Here is a 16,931-nt window from a genome sequence, read left to right as displayed (position 1 = left end):
TAAAAATTGTATTGGTAGGCTTAGCTTTTTCTTTTCAGGCCGCTTTAAGAAGTTTATAAAAAACTTGTTTATTATCAGAAAACCTGGGCTATCTCTTGCTTTATCGCACTGATGGCACGCGCAGTCGGGTCCTGCTCACCGCCCAGTATAGTTTCCAGGATGCGCTTAGCCAGATCATTTCCTTTTGCATCATCTGGCATTTGCTGATAGGCTTTGTTAATTAAAGCCACTATCTCTTCACGTGCCTGCTTTACCTGCTGCCACGCCTGGTCAGACATATACACCTGCTGCGACAGGTTATGATTGAATTCTTCCCGTATTTCAGATAAGAGCTGCCGATGGTACTCTGTGGCCGTACTCCCGGCCCCGCTTATACGCAATAACAGATTGCCAGGGCTGATACGCTCCAGCAGCAATGTGATCCGCTCATAAGCCTGCAAACGAATAGGCAGTACCGTTTCTGCATTTTTCATGCGTAGTTCCAGTGCCCTTACCCGTTGCTCTTTCTCCAGGTAGTTCTTTACCAATAAATACATGGCACCAGCAATAATAAGAGCCGGCAGTGTCAGTTTAAGAAGTTCAATCATGAAGATGGAAGTCTGTTGCATAGATATCGTTTGAGTGAATAAATATCGGGAAAAATTAATTTATCCTACGTGAATCATTTTCGGTTTATACCTGTTTAAATAGAACGTATGGTAGCCGTGAAGATTTATTTATTAAAAAATATGTAAATTTACGGTTCATAAAAGAATCAGATCATTATGGCAACAGAAACTAAAACTGCACCTATCACGCTCACAGAAAGAGCACTGGCTGAAGTTAAAAATATAATGCAAGAAAAGAACGTACCAGCTGATTACGGATTACGCGTGGGCGTTCAGGGCGGCGGCTGCTCAGGTATGTCTTACCTGCTTGGCTTTGATAAAGCAAAAGAAGCAGACGAAGTATTTGACCTTGACGGTGTAAACCTAATCATGGACAAGAAGCATGGTATGTATGTTATGGGTATGCAAGTAGATTTCCAAGATGGCCTTAACGCCCGCGGATTTACGTTTAACAACCCTCAGGCAACCAGCACCTGCGGTTGCGGTAGCTCTTTCTCTGCTTAAAAGCACCTCCTTTTCTTCCTACTAAAGAGCGTGGCCTGACTCATATGAGTCAGGCCACGCTCTTTAGTAGGATTTCAGCTTATTACTTCTCCAGCGACACCTTTGCCCACTTGCAAATGCCACCCAAGGGAGGGTTAAACTTATACACGCTGATCTTAACAGATTGCACAAACGGAAAGTGTTCATACACACGATCAATGATGCGATGCCCGATATGCTCCAGCAACCGCGCAGGAATTTTCATTTCTTCCAGCGCCAGTGCATACAGCACCTCATAATTTACAGTTTGCTGCAGCTCATCGCTTTCGGCAGCACGGCTTAAATCTGTTTCAATATACAGATCGATGCCGTACTTATTGCCAATCTTCTGCTCCTCATCATAATAGCCATGGAAGGCAAAGAACTCCATTCCTTCCAATGCAATCTGTCCCATTGCGTTTCCTTATATTTCGTCGAAGAAGGACCCAGCCGTTTGCCTGATAGGCGCATTTACCTGGTTTTTGGAAGGTTCGGTAAGAGGAGGCTGAATTTCAGGCTCATCCGGCGTTACAGGTTCAATATCAGGAATTGGCTTTTCGATACCCGGAGCTGGCACACGGCCAGGATAATCAGGCTCAGGTTGCTCAATTTCAGGGGCAGGTATATTAGGCACAGGCGTAACCGGATTAGGAATTTCCGGGTGCGGCTGTGTTACATCTGGGGCAGGATCTCCAAAAGGATCAAATCCGTTGCCATTTCTTACTGCTATAGGAGCATTAGCCGCTGTAGAAGCCGCTAACTGGTATGGTTTATTTTCGGATGCTGTGTTCATATCTTTCAGTTTTTGCAACAGCTCAGCTTGTTGCACTTGCACACTGGCTGCTCTTGAAAGAATACTTGATGTAGAGGTTTTTGGTTTTGCATTTGCCTTTTCTACTTTCTCTAAAGCATCATTAGCCAAATGTTTCAGGTCACGCACCATCGACTCCAGGTAACCCTCCAGTCGCTGATAATCCTGCTCCAGCGCTTTTACCTCCTGCTGCATTTCAGCCACCATACGTTCCGATTGTTTGGAAGCGTCTTCTAAAACCTGACGTGCCTGGTTGCGCGCCTGGCTTAAAAGCTCATCTGCCTTTAACTGTGCCTCGCGCACTTTCAGCTCCGATGATTTGTTTGCCTGTTCCAGAATACTGTTTCCTGTATCTTCAGCTGTTTTTAAAGTTTTATAGAGCGAAGATTCCACTTCACGCAGCTTCTGAGTCTCGCGATGCGACGCATCCAGCTTCATGCGCAGGTCTTTGTTTTCATCCAAAAGCTTTTCCCACTGCTGAGAGAGGGTCAGCAAAAAAGCATTTACCTCATCTTTGTCCAATCCCCTGAAAGCTTTCTCAAATGTCTTTTGTCTGATTTCTAATGGTGTAATCTTCATAACTCTAAAAATTTATATCCCAAACTGAGATGGTACGATCATCGCTACACGAAACTAACTGATTCTGATGAGCCGTCCAAAATAATTTATTGACAGATGTGCCATGGCTTGCGTTACGAACTTTATCGATCACTTTCAATAACTTAAAAGTTTGGGCATTCCATATTTTAATGGATTTATCCATGCTGCAGGTGGCAAAGTAGCGGCCATCAGGGCTATAAGCGATGTGATTGATGGTGTACATGTGCGCGATCAGGTACCCCCTTTCTTTGTACTCCTGTTTTGCCTCCCATACCCGCAGATGTGCATCGCGGCCACCTGTCAGAAGCAAATCGCCTTCAGGTGAATAAGCCATGGCAAACACAGAATTGGTATGTTGCTTTAGCTCATACTTCTGCTGCATAGTAGCCAGATCAAAAATACGAACGGTATTGTCGCTGTAGCCTGCGGCAAGTTCCTGGGTATGCTGGTTAATTGCCAGGCAGCGCGCACTCTGGTCAGACTTTCTGATGATCGTCTCCAGCGCAAAGGTTTCGAGGTTGAGTACGCAAATACCACCGTTGCCCAGTGCCACATATAATTTTCCGGTTACGGCAGACGCAACAATATCAAAAATAGGCACTTTAGGCAGTGCCACTGATTTTAGAATTTTTTTATCCTGCAAATCGATTACCTGCAGTCCTTCCGTATTCTGCCCTATCAGCAACAGGTGCCGCTCTGGCAGGTAACGCAAAGCATACACCGATTTTTCAGCATTAGCAATCAGCTCGCCATTTTCAGGGTCGTTCAGGTCCCACTGTGCCACCAGCCCATCACCCCCTGCAGAAAAAAACAGGTGCGTCTCCCCTGCCCGCTCCAGCGTATACACACAATCGCGATGGCCTGTGAGCGTGGCTACTTTCTGTACTTTTACTTGGCTGGCCATAAGCGAAATAACTGTAAAGTTTAAAATTTGCCTAAATTTACGATAAAAAGAGCTAATCCTTTGGCTAACGTTTTATAAAACCTGCGCTTGCTGTTTGCTTATGCCCCTGCTTTTCACAAAACAACTTCACCCACATACCTTATTAGGTGTCTGGTCAATTACAGAAAGTCCGGAGGAACTCCTGCAGCATTTGCCTGATTACATCGACCATAGCGCTATACCTGTTTTTCCGCACCCAAAGCGACAAAAGGAATGGCTGGCAAGCCGGGTACTTGTATATCAACTGCTGCAGCACTTTACAAGCGAACCACTCCAACTGTTGCGGAGTGAAAACGGCAAGCCTGAATTTGCTTCTTCAGGCATACATGTTTCCATCTCACATACGACTGATCTGGCTGCGGTAATACTCTCTGATACTTATGAAGTTGGCATAGATGTTGAATATATCAGTTCTAAAGTGCTTCGTGTGGCTAACAGGGTTTTAACGGAAGAAGAGCTGCTATACACCTCGGGCGATACAGAAAAAACCTGCCTTTACTGGAGCGCTAAAGAAACATTGTATAAATTATACAGCAGGAGAAATTTGATCTTTAAAGAAAATTTACTCGTACTTCCTCCCAATGCAGCCAACCATCATAAGCTGCAGGGTTATGTACAGACAGATAATTTAACTAAATTGTATCATATTCAACATGAAACCGTTCTGAGTCATATTTTAACGTATGGCATAGACAGTTTTTAAACACGGCAATAGAATCTTATCTATATGAAACTTCTTATTTCTTTTATGGTAACCTTACTGGTCACCCTTGGTGCTGCTGCGCAGTCTGGGGCCTACCAGTTAGGTGATAAAGTTGCTAATTTCACTCTGAAAGATGCTTCTAACAGAAGCTTTTCGTTGAGCGATTTTGCCAAAAGCAAAACGGTTGTACTTGTTTTTACCAACAGCCAATGCCCTTACGCCACACAATATGAAAACCGGCTGGTAACACTCTCCACTTCTTATGCGAGCCAGGGAGTACAGTTTATTTTCATAAATCCGGGTACAGGCGCTGAAACGCTTAAAGAGCTTGCCTCTAAAAACTATAATTTCCCATACCTGGCCGATGACAGCCAAAAAGTAACTTCGCAGTTCGGAGCTACCCGCATGCCTGAAGCTTTTGTATTAAATAACAACAACGGAGAGTTTACATTAAAATATAAAGGAGCCATTGATGACAACCCTCAGGCAGAATCGGCTGTAAAAAACAATTACCTGAAAAGTGTTATTGATGAGGTGCTGGCAAATAAAACAGTTACGATTCTAGACAAACGTGCTACAGGCTGCATGATTAAGAAGCTGTAAATAAACATTCCAATAAAGCACAAAGGCCACTCTTTAACAGAGTGGCCTTTGTGCTTTATTGGAATGTTTATGCTTATACAGCAGGATCATCGTCTGAAATAGCAGTAAGCAGCTTTGTTACCTCCGTCGCCTTTTCCAGATCGTTTGTTTTCTCAAAAGAGAAAGCCAGATTTCTAAGCGCACGCTTCACAATGTCCAGATTCGGGCACGGCTCGTAAAAAATATCGATCGGGTTCAGGTTAAGCTGCAGGATATAGTTATCAATATCTCCCTTAGAAAGAATCAGTCCTTTGTTGTACACATTAATGTAAAACTGCTGCAGGCCTTCCATTTTATACGTTAATATAAAGAGGTTTGGAAGGTTTACGCCGTAAACCGGCATCTTCAGCCGTTGTGCGATGGTCATGTAAATGACACAAAGTGTAAGTGGATTACCCCGCTTGGTTTCCAGAGCCAGGTGCAGCATAGAGTTGGCCGGGGAGTGAAAGTTCTTTGTATTCGCAGAAAACTTCTTATCCCTGAACAGCACATTGTTCAAGGCTTTCACCTGGTCGTAAGGATGCATATCTTCCCGTAGATTGGTCCAGGCATCGTAGTACAGCTGATCCAGTGCTTTCGTAATTGTGGCTAACTCCACATCAGGATACAAATACGTATTTACCAGCCAGATTCCTTCAATCAGGTTCTCAGCGCCGCTATCCTTCCATTCCTTTAACCTTGCGAGCAGGCCTTCAAACTGCAAATTATGAATCAGATCTTCCAGCTTCTTCTGCAGGTCAGCATCCAGTGTTTCTTCCCACTCTTCTTCTAAAAAAGGGATAATACTTTCTCCCAGCGACACGATCTTCTGCTCTACATGCGAGGCCACCTCATAATCATGGTCATCCAACAACGACACCAGTGCCTTTATTTCTTTCTTATTCACGCTCAGTTTTAATTAGAAATGCAAAATTAGAAATTAAAAATCAGAATACTTCAGCTATAAACAATTAAGCCGGGCACCAACTTCTTTCTAACCAGCTTAAAAGATGCTTTCTGCACCACAGCTGATACTTCTAACCTTTAACACCCTTTTCTGATTTTTAATTTCTAATTCACAATTTATAACTCAGGTCTGAATAACGCCTACGTTGTAAGGCTTTTCGACAGGCGCATGATTGGCGGCTTCTATACCCATGGAAATCACTTTTCGGGTTTCCAGCGGATCGATGATGCCATCTACCCATAATCGGGCTGCAGCATAGTAAGGCGAGAGCTCTTCGTTATACTTGGCAGTAATACGCTCGAGCAGTTCCTGCTCTGCTTCCGGGGTAATTTCTTCTCCTTTTGCCTTTAGCGCCGATACCTGTATCTGGAGAAGGGTTTTAGCAGCAGAGGCACCACTCATAACCGCTAGCTGGGCTGTTGGCCAGGCATATATCAGCCGTGGATCATAGGCTTTACCGCACATGGCATAATTACCGGCCCCATAGCTATTGCCCACTATAATCGTAAATTTAGGCACTACAGAATTTGCCATGGCATTCACCATTTTAGCTCCGTCCTTAATAATACCACCATGCTCTGCCTTGCTTCCCACCATAAAACCGGACACATCCTGTAAGAAAACAAGCGGTATTTTTTTCTGGTTGCAGTTCATGATAAAGCGTGCAGCCTTATCTGCCGAGTCAGAATAGATAACGCCTCCCATCTGCATTTCGCCTTTCTTGCTCTTTACAATCTTCCGCTGGTTGGCTACAATACCTACAGCCCAACCATCTATGCGAGCCAAACCGCATAGAAGCGACTGCCCATACAGGTCTTTGTAAGGCTCAAACTCAGAATTATCCACCAGCCGGAGTATAATATCCATCATATCGTAAGGCTTTACCCTGTCCGAAGGCAGCAGGCCATAGATCTCTTCCGGAGCAAGCTTGGGAACCGACGCCGCAGAACGATTAAACCCCGCTTTGGGATTATCGCCCATTTTATCAAAGATGTTCCGAATATGATCTAGGCACTCTTTGTCGTCTTTGCATTTGTAATCAGTTACACCGGATATCTCGGAATGAGTACTTGCCCCTCCCAGCGTTTCATTATCAATGGTTTCGCCTATAGCCGACTTTACCAAGTAAGAACCAGCCAAAAACACCGATCCTGTACCCTCTACAATTAAAGCTTCGTCGCTCATAATCGGTAAATAAGCCCCTCCTGCCACACAACTCCCCATAATGGCTGCAATCTGCACAATACCCATAGCGCTCATTACGGCGTTGTTTCTGAACATGCGTCCGAAGTGTTCCTTGTCCGGGAAAATCTCGTCCTGCATGGGTAGAAAAACGCCAGCACTATCTACCAGGTATACAATAGGCAGTTTGTTTTCGATAGCGATTTCCTGAGCACGGAGGTTTTTTTTGGCTGTTATGGGAAACCAGGCTCCTGCTTTTACAGTAGCATCGTTAGCCACTACCACACATTGTCTGCCTTTAATGTAGCCAACGCCTGTTACAACACCTCCGCTCGGGCAGCCGCCCACATCCTGGTACATGCCCTCTCCTGCAAAAGCTCCTATTTCCAGAAACTCGGAATGCTCATCGAGCAGGTAAGCAATGCGCTCCCGGGCCGTCAGCTTTCCACGGCTATGTTCTTTTTCGATGCGTTTTTCGCCGCCACCCAGGTATACTTTTTTAAGTTTAGCTTTCAGCTGGTAGGTTAGCTGCTTTAGAGAATCTTCGTTTTTATTAAATTCAATATCCATGCAGGGCTGATTAGAGTAGTTAGAAAAGTATCGTAACGAAAAATCCGCTTAAAAAGCGGATTTCCCTAATATACCTGTTTTCTGATACTTTAGTTGGCCCTTCTTTGAGAAGAATCCGGCACAGCAGGCTGAAAATCCTGTGGGTTCTGGTCCTGCATCTCTTTTATTTCCTCTACTGTGATAACTCTACCGGTAGCATCCACTTTATACTTATCACGGCGGCCGAACACAGAGAAGTGTACATAGCGTTTCGGGTTTACCTGAATATCACGCAGCAGTAAATTAAGAGCTTCGGTAGATCGGTTTAAGTTATCGTAAACGGCATTGTCGTTCATCAGCTTGCCCATAGAGCCCTCATTCGAGTTAAGCTTTGCCACTGCGCTTTCTAATTCCGAAACCGCATCGTTGGCATTATTCACCAGCTTATTGATTTCTACCTGCTTTAGTGTATCGGTAATTTCAGCCATATTCATGGCTAAACGGTTAATTTGCCGCTCTGTCTGCCGCAATGAAGCCGTTAATGCGCTTATGTTGGAAGTAATATCGTTGATGTTACGCTGGTTCTGGCGCAGCATCATGTTCAGAGCTTCAGTAGTTGCAGCAGAGTTAGCTAAAATTTGCTGAATGTTATCTTTAGCTTCGCTATCCAGCAGCTTGTTGACACGCACCAGGGTCGAATCAACCGTGCCGAGCACCGGCATCGCTTTAGATGTCAGCATATCTGTAATGCTTTTCTCCACATAGGCGATCAGCTGCTCACCTCCATTATACTGCCTGGTGTTATTGCCCATGTACAGGATAATAGCCTTGCTACCCAAAAGATCAGAATTGGCAAGACTTGCTACAGTAGAGTCGCCTATCTGCAGATCGTTTTGCACTTCAATTTGCACCTCTATCTGGTTTCCCTTATCGGTAAGCAGCTTTACAGCTTGTACCGTGCCAACGTGCACCCCATTTAATATGACAGGGTTTGATGCCGTAAGTCCGTCAGCATTGCTGTAGATAACATAAAACTTTTTAGTTCCCGAAAAAATCTCCGCTCCCTTCAGGAACATGAAGCCGAAGTATAAAAGCACCAGCGCTACTATACCAAGCAGCGCTACTTTAATTTCTTTAGTAATTTTCACGTAGGGGGTGTTTGCCTTATTGAATTAGTTCATGGCCTCGAGCTCTTGCTTATACTCTTTAAAAGCGCGATATATACCTGAAGCCATATACGATTGCCCGGTTTTATCGTTAAGAAATTTTTCCTCTGCAGGATTTGTCAGGAAGCCGGCTTCAATCAGAACACTAGGCATATAGGATTTCCATAATACAAGGAATACATCCTGTTTTACACCTCTGCTGTTTCTTCCAACACGGGCTTTGAACTCGTTTTCTACTTTTTGGGCAAAGCGAAGGCTGTTATCGATATAGGCACTTTGGTGTAATGCCAACAGAATATGGCTCTGCGGAGAGTTAGGGTTATAGCCACCATAATTCTCTTTATAATTGTCTTCCTGAAAAATAACAGAGTTTTCGCGTTTTGCCACCTGCAGGTTTCCTTCCGCCTTTTGCATACCCATGGTATAGGTTTCGGTACCATGTGCCGTAGCAGGCCCGGAGTTCAGGTGAATAGAGATAAAAAGATCGGCATTATGTTTATTGGCAATACCTGCCCGGTCGATCAGCTCCACAAACGTATTATCTTTCCGGGTATATACTACTTTTACATCCGGCTGATTCTTTTCAATCAATTCTCCCACCTGCAGCGCCAGCTTTAAGGCAACATCAGCCTCTTTTGAAAATTTTCCGTTACAACCTGTGTCCTTACCACCATGGCCAGCATCAATTACCACGGTTCTTAGTTTGTAAGGCTTACGGAAATACTCTAATCTGTTAGATGAGCACAATAAGAAAATCAGAGCTAAAAACGAAACTATAACAATATTTCTCACAACGTGCGTTAGTTTAAAAGCTAAAACAATAACTTTGTACAAATTAAATAAAAACTTTAGAGAAGTTCTGAAGAAGTTGCGTCACATTTTCATGTTTTTACTGCTACTGCAGTTCTGCATACTTTCATCATTGTCTGTATCAGGACAAACGAGGCCGCGTAATGCGCAGTCGACTCCTGATACTGTTCGTACTACTCCACAGGACACGCTCTCTACAGCCTTACAGGATACTGTAGAGATTGCTCCTCCTCCCGGCGATATCGCTACAACCATAAAATACTCTGCCCGCGACTCTATTTTATTTGAGGTAGACCGCAAGGTAGTGCATTTATATGGCAATGCGACGGTAGATTACGGAACAATGTCGTTAAAGGCTGCCTATATTGGCATAAATTACGACTCTACCACCCTTACTGCCGCCACCCTGGCCGATACTACCGGCCGCCAGACAGGACAGCCTGTTTTTGCTGATGGCGGGCAAAATTATGAGGCGAAACGAATTGTGTACAACTACAAAACGAGAAAAGGCCTCATCTCGCAAGTAGTAACGCAGCAAGGGGAAGGATATATACATGGTGAGGTGGTAAAAAGAAATGAAAACAACGAGTTTTCTGTTTTTCATGCCAAGTATACCACCTGTAACCTGGAGCACCCCCACTTTTACATTAATGCAACCAAGATAAAAGCCATACCCAACGAGAAAGTAATGTCGGGGCCTTTTAACCTGGTTTTTGCCGACATTCCGCTTCCTGTAGGCTTTCTGTTCGGGCTCTTCCCTACTCCAAAAGACAAAAGATCGTCGGGTATTATTGTGCCTACCTATGGCGAAACCAGGGCACGCGGTTTCAGCCTCAGCAATGGCGGTTTCTATTTAGCGCTGAACGACTATATCGGCACAAGTGTCACGGGTAGTATATACTCCTTAGGCGGCTACCAGGTAAGTGTAAATAATGCTTACTTTAAACGCTATTCCTATCAGGGTAACTTCAACTTCTCTTATGATTATTTTAAGAACGATGAAGCTGATGTGGAAGGTTCGAGGTTAAGTGACTATGCATTGCCGCCATCAACCAGGTCCTTTATGTTAACCTGGAGCCATTCTCCTGTTGTTAAGCCGGGCCGTGGGCGATTTACAGCGAATGTTAACTTTTCCAGCCCGCTATACACCCGCCTGAACGTGGTAAGTACATCCCAGTATTTGTCTGCTAATATCAGTTCATCCATTTCTTATCAGAAAACCATTCCTAACTCTCCGTTTAGTTATGGTGTTACCTTAAGGCATAGCCAGACCAACGGCGCCAGCAACATGAACCTTGTACTGCCGGACATGAACTTTGCTATGACGCAAATGAGCTTGTACGAGATCTTCACCAAAAACACCCCAACAGGTAAGTGGTATGAGAACTTTACTTTCGGCTATAGTGTAAACTTCAACAATAGTATTTCTAACCAGATACAGAGCATACCGGGCACCATATCTGCTATACCCGTTAACGGGAGCAATATTACACAAGTAGGAGTAGCGGGCGGGCCTACTCAGGTAGATACAGTAGATTTTAATTTTAATAACCTTGGCCGCCTCTGGAATGCCGGCAGGCGCCAGGCAAATCATAACTTTAGCATTGGTCTGGGTAACTATAAAGTATTCCGCTTCTTTAACCTTAACCCGAGCGTTAGCTACAGCGAAACCTGGGTAGACAGAAGATATACTTATACCAGTTCTCCTAATTATATATCATCGCAGCCGGGGGTTGTAGCTATAGACACAGCCGGATTTGGGCGTATCTACCAGTATAGTGCAGGCGCATCGCTCAGCACCAACGTATATGGAACCGTACAAATACGGGGTAAGCGGGTAGAAGCTATTCGCCACGTAATGCGCCCTAGTATTTCCTACAGCTATAGTCCTGACTATAGCAACCCTTCTTTTAATTATTACCAGACTTTACAGGTAAGCAGGGACCAGATAACGGGAGAAGCCCTCTACGCCAGATTACCCCGCTATGCCAACGCACCTGGTGGAGGTTTACAAAGTGCTATGAACTTTAACATTACCAATCAAGTTGAAATGAAGGTAAAGGCGAAGAGTGATACAGCCGCAGCAAAATTTGAGAAAGTCAGCTTAATTGATAACCTGAGTATTGGAGGAGCCTACAATCTTGCTGCGGACTCTTTCAAATTAAGTGTTATCAATGTTAGCATGAACACAAAGCTGTTCAAGATGTTCAACCTGAATGCCACCTCGGTCTTTGATCCTTACCAGACAGTAACAACTACACTAGAGAATGGCGATACACAAACACGCACTGTTGACCGCTATACCTGGCAAGGTGCCGGATTTAAGCTGCCGCGCATGACAAGAGCAAATCTGGCTGTTCAGGCTAGCTTTAACCCTGCGGCCCAGGGCTCTACCACTGCACCTCCTCAAAACCTGCCAGCGCTGGAGCCGGAAATGGGCAACATGCCTGCCTATATAGATTTTAAAATTCCATGGACGCTTAGCAGTGACTTCACCTTCTGGTATCAGAAATCGAACACAAGTACAGAGTTTACAATTACAAAAACACTGGGCATACAGGGTTCTCTGAATATGACAGACAAGTGGAAAATAAGCGGCTCTGGTACTTATAACTTTACAGATAACAACATTGCCTATGCGAATGTAAGCATCCATCGTGATCTGCACTGCTGGGACATGAATATCAGCTGGATACCGTTTGGGTATGCCAGAGGTTATAACCTGACCATTAACGCCAGATCTTCTATTCTGCAAGACCTGAAGCTAACCAGAAACAGGCAGGGCATCAGCTACAGGTAAAACTGTGCTCCATCATACTTTGATGTAAGTATAATATTTTGGAGCTTTACGGCTCATTAAACAACTTTTAAGGATGTCGGTACACAAACGCGATATAAAGATTGTAACTACCCATCAGTTGCAAAACATGAAGGATCGGGGCGAGAAGATTTCCATGCTTACCGCTTACGACTACTCAATGGCAACGATACTTGATAATGCTGGTGTTGATGTGTTATTAGTCGGAGATTCTGCCTCCAATGTAATGGCCGGGCATGAAACAACACTGCCTATTACACTCGACCAGATGATTTACCACGCTTCTTCTGTTGTAAGAGGCGTAAAGCGCGCGTTTGTTGTTGTTGACTTACCTTTTGGATCTTACCAGGGCAATTCCTCGGAAGCCTTACGCTCCGCCATACGCATCATGAAAGAATCTGGAGCCCATGGCGTGAAGCTGGAAGGCGGTGCTGAAATAAAGGAGTCTGTAACACGTATTTTAAGTGCAGGCGTACCTGTAATGGGGCACCTAGGGCTTACCCCTCAATCTATTTATAAATTCGGCACCTATACTGTAAGAGCTAAAGAAGAGGCCGAAGCTCAGAAGCTGCTCGAAGACGCTCAGTTGCTGCAGGAATTAGGTTGCTTTGCCATCGTACTGGAAAAAATTCCATCCGAGCTTGCCAAAAAAGTGGCGGCCGCTCTACATATTCCTATCATAGGCATTGGAGCAGGTCCTCATGTGGATGGACAGGTATTGGTTGTGCACGATATGCTAGGCATCACAAAAGAATTTAAGCCAAGATTCCTGAGACGCTATGCAGAGCTCAATCAGATCATGACTGATGCCGTGCAAAACTATGTAAACGACGTTAAGAGCAAAGATTTTCCTAGTGAGCAGGAAGCTTATTGATCTAATTATGAATGATGAATTAGGAATTATGAATAGAGCTGAAATGGTATCTGTAGTATTCCTTTTTCACTAACTATTCATTAATAATTTCTAATTCATAATTTTTTAATTCTGATGATCGATGTTCTCTTTGAGGATAACCATGTGCTGGTGGTGAACAAGCCTGCCGGATTACTGGTACACGGCGATGAGACCGGAGATGAGACCTTGGCAGACATAGCCAAGGCTTATATCAAAGAGAAATACAATAAACCCGGAAATGTATTTGTAGGCGTTGTGCATCGCCTGGACAGGCCAGTAAGTGGTGTGGTATTACTTGCTAAAACATCTAAGGCTCTGGCAAGATTAAATGAACTCTTCAGAAGCAAGAAAACCATAAAAACCTATTGGGCGGTAGTCGACAACAAACCAGCGCGCGAGCAGCAGACGCTGGTGCATTGGCTTGTAAAAGACAGCAGTAAGAATATCACCAAAGCTTACAGTAAAGAAAATAACAAGGGTTTACGTTCTGAACTCAGTTATCAACTTATAAGCCAGCAGGCGGGGAAGTATCTTCTTCAGGTAAACCCTGTTACAGGGCGGCCACACCAGATCAGGGTGCAGCTGGCTTCTATGAACTGTAGTATAGCCGGAGATTTAAAGTACGGGGCTGCGGCTCCCCTTCCGGATAAAAGTATTGCGCTTCATGCCAGAAGCCTGCAGTTTGAGCATCCGACACTTAAAACACCTGTTACTGTAAGCGCGAAGCCTCCCCATTCTCCTATCTGGCTACCTTTCAAAGACTTAAATACTGAGCAGCTTTAGATTTATACTAGCTCAAAAAATGATTTTCGTCATATTTCTGAACTTTTATAGCCCCATATATACTTTACTAAGGAATCATGTCGTAATTTTGTATACTGACTGGCATAGTTATAGTAGTATGCTTCGTTAGCACAGAAGACTTTACCAAACCCCCTTACCATATCTGGATGGCTATATTAATTTTCTTTGTGGTACATTGGTACCTTTCGCTTTTCGTTCAGACATTTTACCTGCACCGTTATGCAGCCCATAAAATGTTTACAATGAATCCTTTCTGGGAAAAAGCTTTTTTTGCATTAACTTATGTTGCCCAGGGATCATCATTCCTGTCGCCGCGTGCTTATGCTATTTTACACCGTATGCACCATGCCTTCTCTGACACAGAGCAGGACCCACATTCTCCCCATTTTTCCAACAATGCCTTCACCATGATGTGGAAAACAAAAGAAATCTATAATAATGTACTTAAAAACAGAGTAGAACCTGAACGTCGCTTTGAAGGAGACTATCCGGTTTGGAACGCTGTAGAAAAGCTAGGCGATACCTGGTTCTCACGCATTGGCTGGGGCGTTCTTTACGTCCTCTTTTATATCCATTTTGCAAACCATTGGTGGATGTTCCTCTTATTGCCTATCCACTTCCTGATGGGGCCGGTACACGGGGCTATTGTCAACTGGAGCGGTCATAAGTACGGCTATCAGAACTTCGACAACAACGATAAGTCAAAGAACTCGCTGTTCTTCGACTTTCTGACAGGTGGCGAACTATTTCAGAACAACCACCATAAATTGCCAAACCGCGTGAACTTTGGCGTGAAATGGTGGGAAATAGATCCAACCTGGCCAGTAATCTGGACCTTGGATAAGCTAAACATTATCAAGCTGAAAAAAGTAAAAGCAAAATAAAAGAAGGCTCCCTAAATGGGAGCCTTCTTTTATTTTGCTCACTTAGTTCTGCCAATGCTAACCACAGATAAATAGGCAGAAGCACATTTCTATAAAAAATAAACATTTAGTGTATTATTCTACTTAAGATTTTGTACCTTTGCGGTTCTAAAAAAAATGGTGGACGGGTTCCGCCGACTTAAATTTTTATAAAAAATGGCAGTTAAAATCAGACTGGCCCGCAGAGGCCGCAAAAAAGCAGCAATCTATGACATCGTAGTAGCTGACTCAAGATCACCACGTGATGGTAAATTCATTGAGAAATTAGGCGTTTACAACCCAAACACTAACCCTGCTTCTATCGACTATAACGAAGATAAAGCATTCCAGTGGTTAATGAATGGCGCACAGCCTACTGATACTGTAAAAGCTATGCTTTCTTACAGAGGCGTACTTTACAGAAGACACCTTCAAATTGGTGTAATTAAAGGTGCTATTTCTCAGGAAACTGCTGATTCTCGCTATGAAGCCTGGAAAGCTGAGAAAGACGCCAAAATAGCTGGCAAAGTACAACAACTTGGATCAGACAAAGAAGCGAAGCGTAAAGCTGCTTTAGAAGCTGAAACAAAAGTAAAAGAAGCTCGTGCCGAAGCTATCCGTCAGCGTGAAGCTGAGAAGGCTGCTGCCAATGCGCCAGCTCCAGCTGCTGAAGAAGGCGCTGCTGAAGGTGAAACTACTGAAGAACAAGCATAATTTAAGCTGCCATGAACATTGATGCATGTTTCCAACTTGGATATATCGTCAAAACCCATGGCATTAAGGGGCAAGTAGTTGCGTTCTTTGACGTAGACTACCCTGAAGATTATGAAGATCTGGAATCAGTCTTTCTCGAACAAGGAGGAAGGCTGATTCCTTTTTTTATTGATTCTATGGAGCCGCAGCAAAAAGGCCGTTTTATCATCCAGTTTGAAGATGTTAAAACAGTGGAACAAGCAAATAAGCTGCGCAACACGGCTCTTTACCTGCCTTTGGACGAGCTTCCCGAGCTGGACGAAGATCAGTTTTATTTTCATGAAGTAATCGGTTACAAAGTTCAGGATGAAACGCATGGCGCACTGGGCATTGTAAAAGAGTTTTACGATATGCCACAGCAGCAGCTGATGGCAATGGAGTACCTGGGCCAGGAAATGCTGATTCCGGTGATAGATGAAATATTTCTGCGTGCTGATCATGAAGCCAGGCAGCTCCATGTCAGGTTACCGGAAGGCTTATTAGAAGTTTATACACAGCCTTCTTCTCCCGAAGAAGCAGACGATAAAGACGACGACGCGGAGGATAGCCAATAATGCGTATCGATATTATCAGTTGCCAGCCTGACCTGCTCGATAGCCCTTTCAGCCACTCTATACTCAAGAGAGCTCAAAACAAAAACCTGGCAGAGATACATGTACACGATCTGCGAAAGTTTGCCATAAACAAGCACGGCCAGATAGATGACTACGCTTTTGGAGGCGGAGCAGGCATGGTGATGAGGGTTGAGCCCATCGATAAATGCATTTCTGCCCTGAAAGCAGAACGCACATACGATGCAGTTATTTATATGACTCCTGATGGGCAGACATTAAACCAGAACATCGTTAACCAGTTTTCACTTCTCAAAAACATCATCATCCTTTGCGGGCACTATAAAGGTGTAGACGAACGGGTTCGCCAACTTTTTATCACGCACGAAATCAGTATCGGCGATTACGTACTATCCGGAGGAGAACTGGGCGCAGCTGTACTGGCTGATGCAATCATCAGAATTATACCAGGTGTACTGAATGATGAATCTTCTGCTTTAACAGATTCTTTTCAGGATGGCTTACTTGCTCCTCCTGTTTATACACGCCCAGCCGAGTACAAAGGCTTAAAAGTGCCGGACGTACTGCTTTCAGGTAACACCCCTAAAGTTGAGCAATGGCGCTTTGAACAAGCTATCGAACGAACCAAGCAGCGTCGCCCAGACCTTTTATAACTTTTTTGTTAAAAAATTTTCTTTATTCAATAACATTTTATTAACAATTTAG

The 16,931-nt window shown here is 44.1% G+C and carries 18 protein-coding genes; 10 read left to right on the top strand and 8 right to left on the bottom strand.

Annotated elements, in window-relative coordinates; genetic code table 11:
• Window positions 1-74 precede the first annotated feature (74 nt).
• Complete coding sequence (locus tag C1N53_RS20690; protein ID WP_240773311.1) at window positions 75-587, bottom strand: hypothetical protein; 513 nt, start codon at window positions 585-587, stop codon at window positions 75-77.
• Between the two features lie 177 nt (window positions 588-764).
• Here C1N53_RS20690 and C1N53_RS20685 point away from each other — a divergent pair, with 177 nt between their 5' ends.
• Entirely contained in the window at window positions 765-1,112 is a 348-nt protein-coding gene (locus C1N53_RS20685; RefSeq protein ID WP_137761115.1) for an iron-sulfur cluster assembly accessory protein, read from the top strand.
• An 82-nt stretch (window positions 1,113-1,194) separates the two neighbouring features.
• On the opposite strand, the gene folB is transcribed toward C1N53_RS20685, so the two are convergent.
• From folB to C1N53_RS20670, 3 genes are read right to left on the bottom strand one after another with little or no spacing between them, the layout of a single operon-like run.
• Complete coding sequence (folB, locus tag C1N53_RS20680; protein ID WP_137761114.1) at window positions 1,195-1,545, bottom strand: dihydroneopterin aldolase; 351 nt, start codon at window positions 1,543-1,545, stop codon at window positions 1,195-1,197.
• A gap of 9 nt (window positions 1,546-1,554) precedes the next feature.
• Window positions 1,555-2,520, bottom strand: coding sequence for a DivIVA domain-containing protein (locus tag C1N53_RS20675; RefSeq protein WP_137761113.1), 966 nt, complete (start codon window positions 2,518-2,520; stop codon window positions 1,555-1,557).
• 4 nt (window positions 2,521-2,524) lie between these two features.
• Window positions 2,525-3,445 carry a WD40 repeat domain-containing protein gene (locus C1N53_RS20670; RefSeq protein ID WP_137761112.1) on the bottom strand — a complete coding sequence of 307 codons (921 nt, stop codon included), beginning with the start codon at window positions 3,443-3,445 and terminating at the stop codon, window positions 2,525-2,527.
• 100 nt (window positions 3,446-3,545) lie between these two features.
• Between C1N53_RS20670 and C1N53_RS20665 the strand changes: the two genes are divergently transcribed.
• Window positions 3,546-4,187, top strand: a complete 642-nt coding sequence (locus C1N53_RS20665; RefSeq protein WP_137761111.1) for a 4'-phosphopantetheinyl transferase family protein — start codon at window positions 3,546-3,548, stop codon at window positions 4,185-4,187.
• A 24-nt stretch (window positions 4,188-4,211) separates the two neighbouring features.
• A complete protein-coding gene (locus C1N53_RS20660; protein ID WP_137761110.1) occupies window positions 4,212-4,790 on the top strand; it encodes a thioredoxin family protein in 579 nt (192 codons plus the stop codon).
• 73 nt (window positions 4,791-4,863) lie between these two features.
• On the opposite strand, the gene C1N53_RS20655 is transcribed toward C1N53_RS20660, so the two are convergent.
• The 4 genes from C1N53_RS20655 to C1N53_RS20640 all read right to left on the bottom strand — a co-directional run bounded on the left by C1N53_RS20655 (window position 4,864) and on the right by C1N53_RS20640 (window position 9,464).
• Window positions 4,864-5,715, bottom strand: a complete 852-nt coding sequence (locus tag C1N53_RS20655; protein WP_137761109.1) for a transglutaminase-like domain-containing protein — start codon at window positions 5,713-5,715, stop codon at window positions 4,864-4,866.
• A 183-nt stretch (window positions 5,716-5,898) separates the two neighbouring features.
• Complete coding sequence (locus C1N53_RS20650) at window positions 5,899-7,527, bottom strand: acyl-CoA carboxylase subunit beta (RefSeq protein WP_137761108.1); 1,629 nt, start codon at window positions 7,525-7,527, stop codon at window positions 5,899-5,901.
• Between the two features lie 89 nt (window positions 7,528-7,616).
• Window positions 7,617-8,654 (bottom strand): MlaD family protein, encoded by a 1,038-nt coding sequence (locus C1N53_RS20645; protein WP_137761107.1) that lies wholly within the window; start codon window positions 8,652-8,654, stop codon window positions 7,617-7,619.
• A 24-nt stretch (window positions 8,655-8,678) separates the two neighbouring features.
• Window positions 8,679-9,464: an N-acetylmuramoyl-L-alanine amidase gene (locus C1N53_RS20640; protein ID WP_137761106.1), complete on the bottom strand. Its 786-nt coding sequence runs from the start codon at window positions 9,462-9,464 to the stop codon at window positions 8,679-8,681.
• A 91-nt stretch (window positions 9,465-9,555) separates the two neighbouring features.
• Between C1N53_RS20640 and C1N53_RS20635 the strand changes: the two genes are divergently transcribed.
• The 7 genes from C1N53_RS20635 to trmD all read left to right on the top strand — a co-directional run bounded on the left by C1N53_RS20635 (window position 9,556) and on the right by trmD (window position 16,879).
• Complete coding sequence (locus tag C1N53_RS20635) at window positions 9,556-12,282, top strand: putative LPS assembly protein LptD (RefSeq protein ID WP_137761105.1); 2,727 nt, start codon at window positions 9,556-9,558, stop codon at window positions 12,280-12,282.
• 73 nt (window positions 12,283-12,355) lie between these two features.
• Entirely contained in the window at window positions 12,356-13,174 is an 819-nt protein-coding gene (gene panB, locus C1N53_RS20630; protein ID WP_137761104.1) for a 3-methyl-2-oxobutanoate hydroxymethyltransferase, read from the top strand.
• A 114-nt stretch (window positions 13,175-13,288) separates the two neighbouring features.
• A complete protein-coding gene (locus C1N53_RS20625; protein WP_137761103.1) occupies window positions 13,289-13,978 on the top strand; it encodes an RluA family pseudouridine synthase in 690 nt (229 codons plus the stop codon).
• Between the two features lie 167 nt (window positions 13,979-14,145).
• Complete coding sequence (locus tag C1N53_RS20620; protein WP_137761102.1) at window positions 14,146-14,883, top strand: acyl-CoA desaturase; 738 nt, start codon at window positions 14,146-14,148, stop codon at window positions 14,881-14,883.
• A 195-nt stretch (window positions 14,884-15,078) separates the two neighbouring features.
• Window positions 15,079-15,615, top strand: a complete 537-nt coding sequence (locus C1N53_RS20615) for a 30S ribosomal protein S16 (protein WP_137761101.1) — start codon at window positions 15,079-15,081, stop codon at window positions 15,613-15,615.
• A gap of 11 nt (window positions 15,616-15,626) precedes the next feature.
• Window positions 15,627-16,208 (top strand): ribosome maturation factor RimM, encoded by a 582-nt coding sequence (rimM, locus tag C1N53_RS20610; RefSeq protein ID WP_137761100.1) that lies wholly within the window; start codon window positions 15,627-15,629, stop codon window positions 16,206-16,208.
• Window positions 16,208-16,879, top strand: a complete 672-nt coding sequence (trmD, locus tag C1N53_RS20605) for a tRNA (guanosine(37)-N1)-methyltransferase TrmD (RefSeq protein WP_137761099.1) — start codon at window positions 16,208-16,210, stop codon at window positions 16,877-16,879. The genes rimM and trmD overlap by 1 nt, the downstream gene beginning before the upstream one ends.
• The last annotated feature ends 52 nt before the right edge of the window (window positions 16,880-16,931 follow it).

Origin of the sequence: Pontibacter sp. SGAir0037 (genome assembly GCF_005491705.1) — a bacterium.
GTDB lineage: Bacteria > Bacteroidota > Bacteroidia > Cytophagales > Hymenobacteraceae > Pontibacter.
The sequence above is the reverse complement of the archived record's forward strand: the minus strand, read 5'-3'. Positions and strand labels throughout refer to the sequence as shown.

Bases quoted from the DNA above. Each gene is read 5' to 3' on its own strand.
- C1N53_RS20690 (WP_240773311.1), bottom strand. From the start codon at position 587: ATGATTGAACTTCTTAAACTGACACTGCCGGCTCTTATTATTGCTGGT.
- C1N53_RS20685 (WP_137761115.1), top strand. From the start codon at position 765: ATGGCAACAGAAACTAAAACTGCACCTATCACGCTCACAGAAAGAGCA.
- folB (WP_137761114.1), bottom strand. From the start codon at position 1,545: ATGGGACAGATTGCATTGGAAGGAATGGAGTTCTTTGCCTTCCATGGC.
- C1N53_RS20675 (WP_137761113.1), bottom strand. From the start codon at position 2,520: ATGAAGATTACACCATTAGAAATCAGACAAAAGACATTTGAGAAAGCT.
- C1N53_RS20670 (WP_137761112.1), bottom strand. From the start codon at position 3,445: ATGGCCAGCCAAGTAAAAGTACAGAAAGTAGCCACGCTCACAGGCCAT.
- C1N53_RS20665 (WP_137761111.1), top strand. From the start codon at position 3,546: ATGCCCCTGCTTTTCACAAAACAACTTCACCCACATACCTTATTAGGT.
- C1N53_RS20660 (WP_137761110.1), top strand. From the start codon at position 4,212: ATGAAACTTCTTATTTCTTTTATGGTAACCTTACTGGTCACCCTTGGT.
- C1N53_RS20650 (WP_137761108.1), bottom strand. From the start codon at position 7,527: ATGGATATTGAATTTAATAAAAACGAAGATTCTCTAAAGCAGCTAACC.
- C1N53_RS20635 (WP_137761105.1), top strand. From the start codon at position 9,556: ATGTTTTTACTGCTACTGCAGTTCTGCATACTTTCATCATTGTCTGTA.
- panB (WP_137761104.1), top strand. From the start codon at position 12,356: ATGTCGGTACACAAACGCGATATAAAGATTGTAACTACCCATCAGTTG.
- C1N53_RS20625 (WP_137761103.1), top strand. From the start codon at position 13,289: ATGATCGATGTTCTCTTTGAGGATAACCATGTGCTGGTGGTGAACAAG.
- C1N53_RS20620 (WP_137761102.1), top strand. From the start codon at position 14,146: ATGGCTATATTAATTTTCTTTGTGGTACATTGGTACCTTTCGCTTTTC.
- C1N53_RS20615 (WP_137761101.1), top strand. From the start codon at position 15,079: ATGGCAGTTAAAATCAGACTGGCCCGCAGAGGCCGCAAAAAAGCAGCA.
- rimM (WP_137761100.1), top strand. From the start codon at position 15,627: ATGAACATTGATGCATGTTTCCAACTTGGATATATCGTCAAAACCCAT.
- trmD (WP_137761099.1), top strand. From the start codon at position 16,208: ATGCGTATCGATATTATCAGTTGCCAGCCTGACCTGCTCGATAGCCCT.